The organism is Cupriavidus necator (assembly GCF_013141915.1).
In the GTDB taxonomy this organism is placed as follows: Bacteria; Pseudomonadota; Gammaproteobacteria; order Burkholderiales; family Burkholderiaceae; genus Cupriavidus; species Cupriavidus necator_B.
In genome coordinates, this window is the sequence record NZ_SROX01000001.1 from 1,009,224 (window position 1) to 1,024,206 (window position 14,983).

13 protein-coding genes are annotated in these 14,983 nt (G+C 69.2%); 8 read left to right on the forward strand and 5 right to left on the reverse strand.

Features of this window, described 5'->3' with window-relative positions; genetic code table 11:
* Positions 1-18: 18 nt before the first annotated feature.
* Entirely contained in the window at positions 19-1,230 is a 1,212-nt protein-coding gene (locus E5S69_RS04490) for an acyl-CoA dehydrogenase family protein (protein ID WP_171513785.1), read from the reverse strand.
* Between the two features lie 191 nt (positions 1,231-1,421).
* Between E5S69_RS04490 and E5S69_RS04495 the strand changes: the two genes are divergently transcribed.
* The 8 genes from E5S69_RS04495 to E5S69_RS04530 all read left to right on the forward strand — a co-directional run bounded on the left by E5S69_RS04495 (position 1,422) and on the right by E5S69_RS04530 (position 10,809).
* Positions 1,422-2,519, forward strand: a complete 1,098-nt coding sequence (locus E5S69_RS04495; protein ID WP_171513786.1) for an LLM class flavin-dependent oxidoreductase — start codon at positions 1,422-1,424, stop codon at positions 2,517-2,519.
* Positions 2,520-2,580: 61 nt separating this feature from the next.
* Positions 2,581-3,597: an ABC transporter substrate-binding protein gene (locus tag E5S69_RS04500; protein WP_171513787.1), complete on the forward strand. Its 1,017-nt coding sequence runs from the start codon at positions 2,581-2,583 to the stop codon at positions 3,595-3,597.
* 4 nt (positions 3,598-3,601) lie between these two features.
* Complete coding sequence (locus tag E5S69_RS04505) at positions 3,602-4,660, forward strand: ABC transporter permease (protein WP_171513788.1); 1,059 nt, start codon at positions 3,602-3,604, stop codon at positions 4,658-4,660.
* Positions 4,654-5,496 (forward strand): ABC transporter ATP-binding protein, encoded by an 843-nt coding sequence (locus tag E5S69_RS04510; protein ID WP_236901198.1) that lies wholly within the window; start codon positions 4,654-4,656, stop codon positions 5,494-5,496. The genes E5S69_RS04505 and E5S69_RS04510 overlap by 7 nt, the downstream gene beginning before the upstream one ends.
* A 40-nt stretch (positions 5,497-5,536) precedes the next feature.
* Positions 5,537-6,715: a c-type cytochrome gene (locus E5S69_RS04515; protein ID WP_171513789.1), complete on the forward strand. Its 1,179-nt coding sequence runs from the start codon at positions 5,537-5,539 to the stop codon at positions 6,713-6,715.
* A 398-nt stretch (positions 6,716-7,113) separates the two neighbouring features.
* A complete protein-coding gene (gene xsc / locus E5S69_RS04520; protein WP_171513931.1) occupies positions 7,114-8,880 on the forward strand; it encodes a sulfoacetaldehyde acetyltransferase in 1,767 nt (588 codons plus the stop codon).
* 127 nt (positions 8,881-9,007) lie between these two features.
* Complete coding sequence (pta, locus tag E5S69_RS04525; RefSeq protein WP_171513790.1) at positions 9,008-10,042, forward strand: phosphate acetyltransferase; 1,035 nt, start codon at positions 9,008-9,010, stop codon at positions 10,040-10,042.
* Complete coding sequence (locus E5S69_RS04530; RefSeq protein WP_171513791.1) at positions 10,039-10,809, forward strand: sulfite exporter TauE/SafE family protein; 771 nt, start codon at positions 10,039-10,041, stop codon at positions 10,807-10,809. The genes pta and E5S69_RS04530 overlap by 4 nt, the downstream gene beginning before the upstream one ends.
* A 28-nt stretch (positions 10,810-10,837) precedes the next feature.
* On the opposite strand, the gene E5S69_RS04535 is transcribed toward E5S69_RS04530, so the two are convergent.
* From E5S69_RS04535 to E5S69_RS04550, 4 genes are all read right to left on the reverse strand, one after another.
* Positions 10,838-12,142 (reverse strand): MFS transporter, encoded by a 1,305-nt coding sequence (locus E5S69_RS04535; RefSeq protein ID WP_171513792.1) that lies wholly within the window; start codon positions 12,140-12,142, stop codon positions 10,838-10,840.
* 38 nt (positions 12,143-12,180) lie between these two features.
* The gene (locus tag E5S69_RS04540) at positions 12,181-13,677 is read right to left on the reverse strand and encodes an amidase (protein WP_171513793.1); all 1,497 of its coding nucleotides are present in this window, start codon (positions 13,675-13,677) and stop codon (positions 12,181-12,183) included.
* Positions 13,678-13,925: 248 nt separating this feature from the next.
* Positions 13,926-14,102, reverse strand: a complete 177-nt coding sequence (locus E5S69_RS04545) for a hypothetical protein (protein WP_171513794.1) — start codon at positions 14,100-14,102, stop codon at positions 13,926-13,928.
* A 157-nt stretch (positions 14,103-14,259) separates the two neighbouring features.
* The gene (locus E5S69_RS04550; protein WP_171513795.1) at positions 14,260-14,970 is read right to left on the reverse strand and encodes a GntR family transcriptional regulator; all 711 of its coding nucleotides are present in this window, start codon (positions 14,968-14,970) and stop codon (positions 14,260-14,262) included.
* Positions 14,971-14,983 lie beyond the last annotated feature (13 nt).

A 14,983-nucleotide genomic window follows, 5' to 3' on the forward strand; every position in this document is an offset into this window, starting at 1 on the left:
TGGCCAGCGCGGCAGCGCTTACACGCCAAGCTGCGCGCGCCCGGCGGCGAGCAGGATCGAATCGTTCTGCGGCGTATGGATGCGGCTGCACAGCACGTCGCGATAGTGGCGCTCGAGCGGGTGGTTGCGGCTCAGGCCATGGTTGCCCGACAACTGCAGCGCCAGTTCCACCGCACGGATGGCGTTGCCGGTCACGGTGAACTTAAGCAGGCCGCTGTCGGCACCTGCCGGCGCATCGCCCGCGTCGGTGCGCGCGGCGGCGTCGTCGAGCAGCACCTGGTTGACCCGCAGCAGCGCGGCAATCTCGCCGATGGCCTCCTGCACGCGCGGCAGCGTGGCCAGCGGCGCACCCAGGCTGCCGGGCGCGCGCTCGCGCACGAACGCATTGAGCCAGGCCGACGCCGCGCGCGCCACCGCGTCATAGAGGCTGCCCAGCAGCACCACCATCCACGCCTGCTGGTCCGCATTGGCGTCGAGATCCGCCTGGCTGGACCCGGTCGGGGCCCAGGCCGAGGGCGGGCGGATATCGACCGCGTGGTCCGGCGGAATCCAGACATTGTCGAGCACGGTCTCGTGGCTGCCCGAGGCGCGCAGGCCCAGATGGTTCCAGTTTTCCACGATGCGCACCCCGGCGATGCCGGCCGCAGGGCCCGGCACCAGGAACACGCCCACGCGCGGCTGCGCTTCGTCGGTGCGCGCCCACACCGCAAGCCAGCGCAGGGCCGGGATGCCGGTGCTGTACAGCTTGCGTCCGCTGAGGCGCCAGCCGTCGGCCACGCGCGTCGCCACCGTGGCCGGCAGGCCGCCGCGCGCGGGCGAGCCCAGCTGCGGTTCCACGCGCAGCGCGTTGATCAACGCGCCCTCCCGCACCGCGCTGGCAAAGACCTGCTCGCGCACGGAGACCGGCCAGTGCGAGTCGGCGCGGGCGATCGCGCGGTGCTGCAGGTAGGTCATGGTCAGCACCAGCGCCGTCGCGGCATCGCCGCCCGCCAGCGCGGCCACGACGCGGCGCGCCTGCGCCAGGCTCGCGCCGCCACCGCCGTAGGCGTGCGGAACGACCTGGGCGATCAGGCCATGGGCGTGCAGCTGCGCAAAGTTGTCGTGCGGGAAACTCGCCGCGGCATCGTGCGCGCCCGCGGTGCCGGCAAAGCGCGCGGACAGCGCCGCGAGCGCCTCGCCAGGGCGCGCATCGCTGCCGGGCAGCCGGTGCAGGGCAGACGTCAAAGACATGGGACAGGACTCCGGGAAAAGATGCGCGCACGGTGCGCGCCGAGTGCTGCCTAGCGTAGCGCCGTCGCCGGCCGGCGAAAACGATGCTTATTGAATATGGAGCGTCGTTTTTATTCGTTAGCGAAGCGGCGCCGCTGTCGTACTTTCTGCCTCAGCCCATTCCACCCGACACCGATTTCAGGAGAACGCACATGAGCGTCGATTTCATCGGCATGATCCAGAGCCAGAAGCAGTCCGAGATCCATCCCCCGTCAGGCCCGGTGATCGATCGCGACTATGTGCGCGCGTTTGCCCAGGCGCACGAGCAGGCCGGCTTCGACCGTATCCTGGTGCCGCACCACTCCACCGGGCCGTCGGCGACGCTGACCATTGCCTATGCCGCCAGCGTGACCAAGCGCATCCACTTCATGCTGGCGCACCGGCCCGGCTTTACCGCGCCGACGCTGGCCGCGCGCCAGATCGCCACGCTCGACCAGTTCAGCGGCGGCCGCCTGGGCGTGCATTTCATCTCCGGCGGCTCTGACAGCGAGCAGCAGCGCGACGGCGACTTCCTCGACCACGACCGGCGCTATGCGCGCACCGACGAGTACCTGCATATCCTGCGCCGCATCTGGACCGAATCCGCGCCGTTCGACCACGCAGGCGAGTTCTACCGCTTTACCCAGGGCTTCTCCGAGGTCAAGCCCGCGCAGCAGCCGCATGTGCCGATCTATTTTGGCGGCGCCTCGTCCGCGGCGCTGGCCGTCGCCGGCAAGCATGCCGATGTCTATGCGCTGTGGGGCGAGTCGCTCGACCAGGTGCGCGAGCTGACCGCGCGCGTACGCGCCGAAGCCGCGCGGCACGGCCGCACGGTGCGCTTCTCGGTGTCGTTCCGCCCGGTGCTGGCCGAGACCGAAGAAAAAGCCTGGGCCCGCGCCGACCGCATCCTCGAACGCACCCGCGCGCTGCGCGTGCAGGCCGGCTACAGCCGTGGCGGTCCGCAGCAGAGCGAAGGCGCGCGCCGCCTGCTGGCGGCGGCCGAACAGGGCGACCGCGTCGACCAGCGCCTGTGGACCGCGATCGCGCGCGAGACCGGTGGCCGTTCCAATTCCACCGGGCTGGTCGGCACGCCCGAGCAGGTCGCGCAGGCACTGCTGGCCTATTACGAACTCGGTGTCACCACCTTCCTGATCCGCGGCTTCGATCCGCTCGAAGACGCGCTCGACTACGGCCGCGAACTGATCCCGCGCGTGCGCGCCCTGGTGGCGCAGCACGACGCTGCGCAAGCGGCGCAGCGCAAGGCCGCGTGAACACATCTCGTGCCCGACACAACGACGACACAACGACGATACAACGACACAGGGATCCCACATGAGCCAGAACAACGACAAGCAGGCCGACCCGCGCCGACGCCGCGTGCTGCGGCTTGCCGGCGCCACGGCCGTAGCGGCGCCCGCGCTGATCCTGGGCCGGCAGGCCTGGTCGGCGCCGCGCAAGCTGACCTTTGCGTGGAACCAGAACTCCTTCTGCCTGACGCCGGTCGTGGTGGCGCAGGATAAGGGCTTCTTCGAGAAGAACGGCCTGCAGGTCGACCTGATCAACTACAGCGGTTCGACCGACCAGTTGCTGGAATCGATCGCCACCGGCAAGGCCGATGCCGCGGTGGGCATGATTCACCGCTGGCTCAAGCCGCTCGAAGCCGGCTTCGATGTCAAGATCATCGGCAGCTCGCACGGCGGCTGCGTGCGCCTGGTGGGGGCGAAGGCAGCGGGGGTCACCACGCTGCAGCAACTCAAGGGCAAGACCGTCGGCGTCAGCGACCTGGCGGCGCCGGGCAAGCACTTCTTCACCATCCTGCTGGCCAAGCACGGCATCGACCCCGACAAGGACGTCACCTGGCGCCAGTACCCGGCCGATCTGCTGGGCGTAGCGGTCGACAAGGGCGAGATCCAGGCCATTGCCGACGGCGACCCCAATCTCTATCTGCTGGAAAAGCGCACCAACGGTGCCTATGTGGAGCTGGCCACCAACCTCACCGGCGAATATGCGCGCAAGGTCTGCTGCGTGGTCGGCGCGCGCGGCGAACTGGTTCGCAACGACCGCCCCGCCGCCACCGCGCTGGCGCGCGCCATCGTGCAGGCCACCGACTATGTCGGCGAGAACCCCAACGAGGCCGCCAGGGTGTTTGCCAGGTATTCGCCCAAGATCAACCCGGACGACCTGCGCAAGCTCTACGGCACACTGACGTATACCCACCACCCGACCGGCGTCGACCTGCGCGACGAGATTGCGTTCTACGCCGATGATTTCCGCCGCATCGGCGTGCTGAAGAAGTCGACCGATGCCAAACGCCTGGCGCAGCACGTCTACGCCAATGTGCTGGGGTAATGCCATGACGACAAGCCAAAGCGCTCTCGACCCTGGCCTCGGAGGCCAGCCATCCGCGGCGCCCCTGCCGCACGCGCCCGCCGCGACACGCAACCCTGGCCCGGTCTGGACCACCGGCATCCTCGCCGCGCTCGCGTGGGCCGCATTCGGCGCGCTGACGTGGCAATGGCCCAATCAGGCGGTGGGCTTCAGCGACTGGGCCTATACCGCGGAACTGGGCATCGCGGCGCTGGCGGGCGCGGCCTCGCTGGCATTGGTGGCGCTGGCCGGCCCGCGGGCTCGGGCGGCGCAACGCCCGCTGGCGGCGCTGCGGACCGCCGGCCCGTGGCTGGTGGCACTGCCCGTGGCGCTGTCGGCATGGGAGGTCCTGACCGCCAAGACCGCGATCTTGCCCACGCCTTTCTTCGCGCCGCCGCAGGCGCTGATCGAGGTATATGCCGACGACTGGCGGCGACTCGGCGAGAGCGCGCTGAACACGCTGAAACTGCTCGGGCTGGGCGTCGCCTATGGCGGGCTGGCGGGCTTCCTGGTGGGCGTGTCGATCGGATGGTCGCGCCGCATCGGCTACTGGGTGCATCCGGTGCTGCGCGTGCTGGGGCCGCTGCCGTCGACCGCGCTGCTGCCGCTGGCTTTTTACTTCTTCCCGTCGAGCTACTCGGCAGCGGTGTTCCTGATCGCGCTGGCGACCGCCTTCCCGGTGGCCGTGCTGACCTGGTCCGGTGTCGCCGGCGTCAACAAGAGCTACTACGACGTGGCCCGCACGCTGGGTGCGTCAGGCTGGTTCCTGGTGTTGCGCGTGGCGATTCCCGCAGCGCTGCCGCAGGTGTTTGTCGGCCTGTTCATGGGGCTGGGGGCGTCGTTCTCGGTGCTGGTGACAGCGGAGATGATGGGGGTGAAATCCGGGCTGGGGTGGTATCTGACCTGGGCGCAGGGCTGGGCCTCGTACGTCAACATGTATGCGGCGCTGATCGTGATGGCGCTGCTGTTCTCGGGCGTGATCACGCTGCTGTTCGCCGCGCGCGACCGCGTGCTGTCTTGGCAGAAGGGGACGGTGAAATGGTGAGCGTGGTCGAGCGATGGAAAGCTGCCGGGACGGATGGACGCGCGCAACAGGCGGCGGCGGAAGATGATGCGCAAGGACTGGCCGGCGCCCGTATCGACATCCATGGGGTCAGCCACTGGTTCGGCCATGGCAACGAGCGCTTGCAGGTGCTCGACGACGTCGACCTCAATGTCGCGCCCGGCGAATTCGTTGCCCTGCTGGGCCCAAGCGGCTGCGGCAAGTCCACGCTGCTGCGGCTGGTCGCCGGCCTGGACCAGCCAGCGGCGGGCGCCATCCTGCAGGACGGCACGCCCATCACCGAGCCGGATCCCTCGCGCATCGTGGTGTTCCAGGATCCCACGCTGTACCCGTGGCGCCGCGTCTGGGACAACGTCGCGCTCGGGCTGCAGGCACAGGGCATCCTTGCGCAGCAACGCCATCGCGTCGACGATGCACTGCGCCGCGTGGGGCTGGAGAACTTCGCCCGTGCGTTCCCGCACCAGCTCTCCGGCGGCATGGCGCAGCGTGTGGCGCTGGCGCGCGCGCTGGTCAACGAGCCCCGGCTGCTGGTGCTGGACGAGCCGCTGGGCAAGCTGGATTCGCTGACGCGGCTGGCGATGCAGAGCGACCTGGCCGAACTGTGGCAGCGCTCGCGCTTCTCGGCGCTGCTGGTCACGCATGATGTGGAAGAGGCGCTGTTCCTGGCGCAGCGCGTCATCGTGTTCAGCCAGCGCCCGGCGCGCATCGCGGCCGAGCTTCGGGTCGACCTGCCCTATCCGCGCCATCGCGGCGATGCGCGGCTGACCGCGCTGCGCCATCAAGCACTGAGCCACCTGGGGCTCGACGCCAGCTGGTGATGCAACGGCCGGCGCCGTACCTCCCCGCGCGGGCCGGCCGATGAGCGGCCCGCCGCCGCAGGCATGGCTGAATGTGTTGCTGGTGCTGATCGAGGCGCTGCAGCGCGGCCTGCTGTCGCTGTGGCATGCGCTGGCCCTGACCGGTGACAGCCACGGCCAGCCCGCGTGGCCATGGGCCAGGCGCGTGGCCGGCGAGACCTTGCTGATCGACCTCGGCCTGGCACGCCAAGTCGGCCTGACCCTGTGCGCCCTGGCCGTGGCGTTGCTGGCCACGGCATTGGCCCTGGCCTGGCGCCGCCGCCGCGGCGTGGTCCTGGCTGTCGGCGCGCTGGCGCTGGCGGCGGCGCCGTGGCCCAGCGCAGCGCTGCTGTTCGTGCCGGCCGCGCCAACAAGCTTCCACGCCAGCCCGGCCGGTTTTTCGGTCGACACCATTGCCCTGGGCGCGCGGGTCTATGCGCAGCATTGCGCCGGCTGCCACGGCATCGACGGACGCGGCGAAGGACCGCTCGCCGCCAGCCTGGCGCAATGGCCGCCCACGCTGGCCAGCCCGCTGCTGGCGCGCCGCGCTGACGGCGAACTGTTCTGGCACGTGCTGGACGGCATGCGCGACCGGCAGGGGCGGACCACCATGCCTGCATTCGGCGACCGGCTGGGTGACAGCGAGGCCTGGGCCGTGATCGATTACATGAAGGCACTGTCGGCCGGAAGCAGCAGCAGCGCCGGCAACTGGCCGGTGCCGCTGCCGTTGCCGGAGTTGGCGGTACGGTGCGCCGGCGCCGCGCCAGTGGCACTGTCCGCATGGCGCGGCGGGCAGCGCGTGCGGCTGGTGGCGGTCGACAGCGCCACCGCGCTGCCGTTCGACGATCCGCGCTTCCTGACCGTGCTGGTCACGCCGGACGGCCGCCCGCCGGCGCAAGTGCCGACCTTCCGCGCCGGCTGCACCGCGGCCTCCGCGCAGGCCTGGCAGATGCTCGCGGCGATTTCCGGCCAGGCGCCTGCGCGTCTGGCCGGCACGCAACTGCTGGCTGACCGCGCCGGCTGGCTGCGTGCCCGCGGCACGCCTGGACAACCCTGGTCCGACGCAGACCTGGTCTGCGTGTCGGGCCCGTCAGCCGGCACGCAACGCGCGCCCTCGACTGTCACCGACGGGCTGACGACGCTGCTGCTGCGCATGGACGCCGAGCCGGTGCGTTTCGTCAAGGGCGGCTTCGTTCACTAAGCCGCCATCGCCGGGCCGCGGGCGGACGCCTGCGGCCCGCCTGATCGACATCTCCCTTTTTCCCATCACAACTGAGCCTCTTTGCCCGCACCGTGGGCCGCCGCGCGCTGCCTGCCACGTTTCCGGCTGCACTAAATGCCTCAAAGAGCACTCACAAAGCCTATTTGTCTCAATTTTTTATCGAATTCATTCCGTAAACCAAAACTTTCTATTGACCAACGGAAGTCTTCCGCCTACATTTCCCCCAACAAGCAATTTTCCGGAACGCGTAGTTCCACTTTATAAGACCCTCATCAGGAGACAACGCCATGCGCGACCTCGAAACCACCTCGCATCCCGCCGTTTCCGGTGGCTCCGCCGCCGCGAAGGAGAGCCAGGTGCCGGCTGGCCCGCAGACCATGACCCCGTCCGAAGCCTTTGTCGAAACGCTCGCCGCCAACGGCGTGACCGACATGTTCGGCATCATGGGCTCGGCCTTCATGGATGCCATGGACATCTTTGCACCGGCTGGCATCCGCCTGATCCCGGTGGTGCACGAGCAAGGCGCCGGCCACATGGCCGACGGCTACGCCCGCGTGTCCGGTCGCCACGGCGTGGTGATCGGCCAGAACGGCCCCGGCATCTCCAACTGCGTGACGTCCATCGCGGCGGCCTACTGGGCCCACAGCCCGGTGGTCATCGTCACCCCCGAAGCCGGCACCATGGGCATCGGCCTGGGCGGCTTCCAGGAAGCCAACCAGCTGCCGATGTTCCAGGAGTTCACCAAGTACCAGGGCCACGTCACCAACCCGGCCCGCATGGCCGAGTTCACCGCCCGTTGCTTCGACCGCGCCAAGGCCGAAATGGGCCCGACCCAGCTGAACATTCCGCGCGATCACTTCTACGGCAAGATCACCGCGGAGATCCCAAAGCCGCAGAATCTCGACCGCGGCCCCGGTGGCGAGCAGAGCCTGAACGAAGCCGCCGAACTGCTGGCCAATGCCAAGTTCCCGGTGATCATTTCCGGCGGCGGCGTGGTGATGGCCGATGCCATCGAAGAGTGCAAGGCACTGGCCGAGCGCCTGGGCGCGCCGGTGGTCAACAGCTATCTGCACAATGACTCGTTCCCGGCCAGCCACCCGCTGTGGTGCGGCCCGCTGGGCTACCAGGGCTCGAAGGCGGCGATGAAGCTGATCGCACGCGCCGACGTGGTGGTGGCACTGGGCTCGCGCCTGGGGCCGTTCGGCACGCTGCCGCAGCACGGTATGGACTACTGGCCGAAGACCGCCAAGATCATCCAGATCGACGCCGACCACAAGATGCTGGGCCTGGTGAAGAAGATCTCGGTCGGCATCTGCGGCGACGCCAAGGCCGCCGCGGTCGCGCTGACCCAGCGCCTGGCTGGCCGCACGCTGGCCTGCGACGCCACCCGCGACGGCCGCGCCACCGAAATCGCCAACGAGAAGGCGGCGTGGGAGAAGGAGCTGGACGAGTGGACGCATGAGCGCGACCCGTACAGCCTGGACATGATCGAAGAGCAGAAGAACGAGCGCACGCCCACCGGCGGCCACTACCTGCATCCGCGCCAGGTGCTGCGCGAGCTGGAAAAGGCCATGCCGGAAGATGTGATGGTGTCGACCGACATCGGCAACATCAACTCGGTGGCCAACAGCTACCTGCGCTTCGAGAAGCCGCGCAGCTTCTTCGCGGCAATGAGCTGGGGCAACTGCGGCTACGCCTTCCCGACCATCATCGGCGCCAAGGTCGCGGCACCGCATCGCCCGGCCGTGTCGTACGCCGGTGACGGCGCCTGGGGCATGAGCCTGATGGAAACCATGACCTGCGTGCGCCACAACATCCCGGTGACCGCGGTGGTGTTCCACAACCGCCAGTGGGGCGCGGAGAAGAAGAACCAGGTGGACTTCTACAACCGCCGCTTCGTCGCGGGCGAGCTGGACAACCAGAGCTTCGCCGAAATCGCCAAGGCGATGGGTGCGGAAGGCATCGTGGTGGACCGCCTGGAAGACGTGGGCCCGGCACTGAAGCGCGCCATCGACCTGCAGATGAACCACGGCAAGACCACCATCATCGAGATCATGTGCACCCGCGAACTGGGCGACCCGTTCCGCCGCGATGCGCTGGCCAAGCCGGTGCGCTACCTGGACAAGTACAAGGACTATGTCTGAGTCTGGGTCTGCACAGGCCTCTCGCTAGCGGGCAGTGTGCTCCCTCTCCCGCTTGCGGGAGAGGGAAGCAAACCGCAAGCATGACAAGGGCTCCGGCCCTTTTTTCAGTTCTACAAAGCCAACCACCATGAAACCCATCCTCCGCATCATCGAGCGCGCCCGCGCCGCGCCTCGCCGCATCGTGCTGTGCGAGGGCGATGACCCGCGCATCCTGCTGGCCGCGCAGCGCGCCACGCAGGAGGGCATCGCACGCATCGTGCTGGTGGGCGACACGCGCCAGATCAACGCCGCCGCGGCCATCCACGGCATTGCGCTGGACGGCATGACGCTGGTCGACCCCGCCACCTCGGCGCTCACGCCTTCGTTCGCGCAGCAGCTCTTTGCGCTGCGCCAGAAGAAAGGGATGACGCTCGACGAGGCGAAGCGCGCCGTGCTGGACCCGCTGTGCTTTGCCAACCTGATGGTGCGCCTGGGCCACGCCGACGGTTCGGTCGCGGGCGCGGCCCATACCACCGCCGACGTGGTGCGCAACGCGATCCAGCTGATCGGGCTGGCGCCGGGCTTCCGGCTGGTGTCGAGCTTCTTCCTGATGATGCTGTGCGAGCCGTTCCACACACTCAAGGGCGGGCTGATCTTCTCTGACTGCGGACTGGTGGTCGATCCGGATGCCGAGGCGCTCGCCGACATCGCCATGGCCGCCGCCGACAGCGCGCGCGCCTTGCTGAACGACGAGCCGCGCGTGGCGATGCTGTCGTTCTCGACCAGCGGCAGCGCGCATCACGCCGCCGTGGACAAGGTCGTCGCCGCCACCGAGCGCGTGCGCGCCCAGCGGCCGGGGCTGGCCATCGACGGCGACGTGCAGCTCGATGCCGCCATCGTCGCCGAGATCGCCGCGCGCAAGGTGGCGCACTCGCAGGTCAACGGCCACGCCAACGTGCTGGTGTTCCCCAGCCTGGAGGCCGGCAATATCGGCTACAAGCTGGCCGAGCGCGTCGGCGGCGCCAAGGCGATCGGGCCGATGCTGCAGGGGCTGAACAAGCCCGCCAACGACCTGTCGCGTGGCTGCAGCGCCGACGATGTGTTCCATGTCATCGCCGTCACCGTGGTCCAGGCGCAAGCCACCGCGGCGCAGGCGCCGAAGGGCGAGCAGGCGGCGGCATGAAGGCAGAACTGTTGTTGCCGCTGCTGGGCCTGCAGGCCCTGCTCGGCGCCGGCACCTATTTCCAGACGGTGACCGGCTTTGGCCTCGGCATGATCGTGATGGGCGCGACCAGCGGGCTCGGGCTGGCGCCCGTGGCCACCGTGGCCGCGGTGGTCAGCCTGGTGACGCTGGCCAACAGCGCGTGCGCGTTGCCCGGCAAGTTCCAGCATATCGACTGGCGCGCGGTGGGCGCCGCCGCGATCGGCATCCTGCCGTCGGTGCTGGTCGGCGTGCTGGTGCTGGAATACCTGAGCAGCACCGCTGCCACGCTGCTGCAGTTGCTGCTGGGCGCGGTGATCCTGTACGGCGGCCTGAGCGCGGCGTTCAGGCCCGACCCGCTGCCGCAACGCTCCGGCGACGGCAGCTTCTTCATGAGCGGCGTCTTCGGCGGCCTGCTGAGCGGCATGTTCGGCGTGTCCGGGCCGCCGCTGATCTTCCAGTTCTACCGGCAGCCGATGAAGCCGGTGGAAATCCGCTGCGCGCTGATCCTGGTCTTTACCGTGACGTCGACCGTGCGCACGCTGTTCTCGGCCTGGCAGGGACAACTCGATGCCGCGATCTGGCTGCAGGCCGCGGTGGGGGTGCCGGTGGTGGTGCTTGCCACGCTGCTGGGACGGCGCTTTCCGCCGCCGTTCTCGCCCACCACCACGCGGCGGGTCGCGTTCGGCGTGCTGATCGGGATCGGGGTCAGCCTGATGCTGCCGGCGCTGTCGGCGTGGGTGCGCTGACCGCGCCGGCGGCGCCCTGACGGCACGTTCAGGCCACCGTTCCCGCTGGTTGCGCCAGCGGCACGGCCGCTTCCTGCCCGCCACTGCCGCCAGCCTGCTCCAGGTCCATGCCGGTGGTTTCGGGCAGCAGTGCCGCGGCGATCACGACCATCGCATAGCCCACCCCGGCGACGATCGCGATCGCGGTCGGCAGCGAGGTGTGCCCGGAACTGAGCCAGCCGACCGACAGCGGAAACAGTGAACCGATCACGCGGCCGGCGTTGTAGGAAACGCCATAGCCGGTGGCGCGGATATCGTTGGGATAAGACTCGGCAATGGTCGCGCCGATGCCGGCAAACACGCCCTGCATCAGCACGCCCAGCGGGAAGCCCAGGAACAGCATGGACGTGTTCGACACCGGGATCACCATATAGACCAGCGCGGCGACGAACGCACCGGCGGCGAATACGATGTACGTCAGCCGCCGGCCCCAGCGGTCGGTGGCATAGGCGCCCGCCACGTAGCCCGCCAGCGAGCCGATGATCGTGACCGCCAGGTAGGAACTGGTGCCGAACACCGACAAGCCGCGCTCGGTCTTGAGAAAGGTAGGCAGCCACGTCGCAATGGCGTAGTAGGCCCCCAGCATGCCGCCGGACAACAGGCTGCACAGCAGCGTCTTTGCCAGCAGCGGGCCGCGGAACAGCCGGCCCAGCCCTGCCAGACCCGGCCCGCGATTGCCGGCCGCGCGGCTCTTCAGGAAGATCTCGGGCTCTTCCAGGTTGCGGCGCAGGTAGATCACCACCAGCGCGGGCAGGATGCCGAGGAAGAAGCAGACGCGCCATGCCGTCTCCGCCGGCAGCACGCTGAACGTGATCGCATACACGATCGCCGCCGCGCCCCAGCCGAAGGAGTAGCTGCTCGCGGTAAAGCCGGAGTATTTGCCCCGGTGCGCCGGGTTGCGGATCATCTCGGTCACCAGCACCATGCACAGCGACGACTCGCCGCCGAAGCCGAGGCCCTGGATCATGCGGAATACCATCAACTGCTGCGGCGACTGCGCCAGCCCGCACAGGAAGCACGCGCCCGCGAACACGACGATGGTCCAGCGCAGCACGCGCACACGGCCGTAGCGGTCGGCCAGGATGCCGGCCCCGATAGCGCCGACCAGCGACGACACCAGCGTCCACGTGACGATCGCACCCGCGGTCGACTTGCTCATGCCCCATTGCCCCAGCAGCGTGGCAATGAGAAAGGAATAGATCATGAAGTCGAATACGTCGACGGCATGCCCCAGGAACGCGCCATAGAAGCCCTTGCGCTCCATGCGCGACAAATCACGGAACCAATCGAACATGCTCCCCTCCCCAGTGGTGTGTGTGTGGTCTGGTGTCGTTACCCGCGAGAACCCGCCGGCAAGGCGGCCGGCCGCGGCGGCGGCCGGTAGGCATAGCCCGCTTCCTCCAGCAGGCTGGCAAAACGCAACGCGGTGAGATCCTGGTAGCGGCCAGCGACGATCTGCACTCCCACCGGCAACCCGCTGGTGCCCGGCCCGATCGGCGCCACGGCGGAAGGCAGGCCGCACAGCCCGGAATGGCCGGCCCAGAACAGCTGGGTGGTCATCGGCTGCGCACGCCCGTTGACGGTGACCGTGCGCTGCCACGGCTCGCCGGTCTCGTTTAGCGCAAACGCCGTGGTGGCGGCAGCCGGGCACAGCAGCACGTCATAGGCGCTGAAGAAGCGGCGCCACGCGGCGGCGAAGCGTTCGCGCGCCACCTGCAGGCGCAGCCAGTCGCGGTGACTCAGAGTCGCGCCGCTGTACTGCAGGGTGGCGTAGTCGTGATCGCCGGCATCGGTGGCGGCGCCGCGCGCCAGCGCATCGGCGAAGGCCGCGTCGTCCATGTGTACCGAGGTGGTGGCGCGCAGCAGCGTCACATAGACATGCCACAGCTCGCCGGCGTCGAAGTCCGGCCGGACATGCCAGTCAACGCGGGCGCCCTGCCCGGCCAGCCAGTGGCCCAGCTGCTCGATCTGCGCGGCGACCTCGGCATCGGCCTCCGCCTGGGCATGGGTAGGTAGCACGGCGATGCGGAAGTCCGCGAGCCGGCGCTGCGGACATGCCGGCCACTGCAGGCGGTAGGGCAGCGCCTCGTCGCCGGCCGGGCCCGCGATGGCGCGCAATACCAGCTCGAGGTCGCGCGCGCTGCGCGCCAGCGGGCCGGCGACATTGATGTCCTGCTCGCCGAAGCGCGCGGCGCCGGTGCCGTGGCCCGCCAGCGGCACCAGTCCGTGGCTGGGCTTGAGCGAGAAAACGCCGCAGTAATGCGCCGGATTGCGCAGCGAGGAACCGATGTCGGAACCGACATCGAAGAACGACAGGCCGGCGCAAACGGCCGCGGCGCTGCCGCCCGACGAGCCGCCCGGCGTGCGCGCCGGATCGTGCGGGTTGCGGGTGGTGCCGTAGATGGCGTTGTAGCTCTGCCAGTCGCGCAGTCCCAGCGGGACGTTGGTCTTGCCCAGCAGGATCGCGCCGGCATCGCGCAGCCGCTGCACGACCACGGCATCGCGCTGGGCCACATGCCCGCGCAGGGCCGGATTGCCGCAGGTGGTTGGCCATCCGGCCACATCGAACGATTCCTTGACCGAGAACGGCACGCCGTCGAGCACGCCGCGCGCCTGCCCGGCGCGGCGGCGCCGGTCGCTGTCGCGGGCCGCGGCGCGCGCGGCGCCGAAGTCCGACAGCACCAGCGCATTGATGACGCCGTGCCAGGTGCGCCAGGCTGCTTCGCAGGCGTCCACCAGCGCTTCGGACTGCAGCGAGCCGCCGGCGAGCCGTTGTGCCACCTCCCATAGCGGCGGGGCACCGCCAGTGGTCCAGTCGGGCAGGTTCACATCGGCTCCTTGTCGTTATCCGCGCGGATGGGCGCTGTGGGGGCGTATGACGGGCTCAGGTGTATCGCGATTGCGTTGGTATACTATATTCCGTAACGCGAACAGCGCAAGGTCTATATGGATGGCCGGTGGCGATCGCGGAGGCGGACGACGGGGACTGGGATGGCTCGCAGGACGCGTGCCAGGCGGGATGGGTAAAACTGTGAAGCCAGGCGGCGCGGGCGCGCCGCCCGGTTAATGCATGACGTTCAGCAATGGCCGTGGCGGGGCGCGGCGCCGCGCAGCGCGCGGAAGAAACGACAGATATCGCGCCACCGGAGCGGCACCAGCGGCGAGGCATGGCGCACGGCGTCGCGCGCGGCAAAGTGGCGCAGCAGCTGCTGGCCAAGGGGTTGCGAAAGATAGCTTTGCTCGGATGACTGCATGGCAAATCCAAAGAATTGGAATGGCTACAGTATACACTTTTTGGTGCAGTGCGTCATTTCGGGGCAAACCATGCTTCATGGCCGGGCATCGCTGCGACAGAAGCTTCGCGCTATCCGCGGGCAGGGAAGCAAGAACCTTGCGGGCGGAGCGCAGGTTTCAGGCCGCCTGGGCCGCGCTGCCCTGCCCTTCCACCGGCAGTTCAGCCGCCTTGGCGGCGCTGTAGACGTGGCGCGCCGCCAGCAACGCTGCCAGGTCGGCGTCGCCGGCGATCACCGCCTGCAGGATCTGCGCGTGCTCGTCCCAGTTCTGGCGTGCGCGCACCACATTGGCGGGGCCAAACAGCACCGCGGTGCGCTCGCGCAGCGAGCGCATCATTTCCTGCAGCACGCTGTTGGCCGCGATGGTGCCGAGCACTTCATGGAAGCGGGTATTCAGCGCCAGCAGTTCATCCGCGCTGCCCTGCGCCGCGGCCTCCATGCCCTGCCGCAACACGCTCTCGAGTTCGGCCACCAGCGCCGGGTCGCGCCGCTGCGCGGCGAGCTTGGCGTTGAGGCCTTCCAGCGTGGCGCGCACCTCCACCATCTCGCGGGCGATCACCGGCGACAAGCTGGCCACGGTCGCGCCGCGGCGCGGCTCGATCTGCACCAGCCCTTCGCTGGCCAGCGCCCGCAGCGCCTCGCGCACCGGGATGCGCGAAACCCCCAGTTCCGCGGACAGCTTGTTTTCGACCAGCCGCTCGCCCGGGGCGTATTTGCCGTTCAGGATGCCTTCGCGCAGCTTGTCGGTAACAAGGGCGAACAGCGGCGAGTGGCTGGCACCGAGGCTCAGCGGCTCGGCGGGCGCGGCAGGGGACGGAGTGAGGGACATGGGTCGGCAGAGG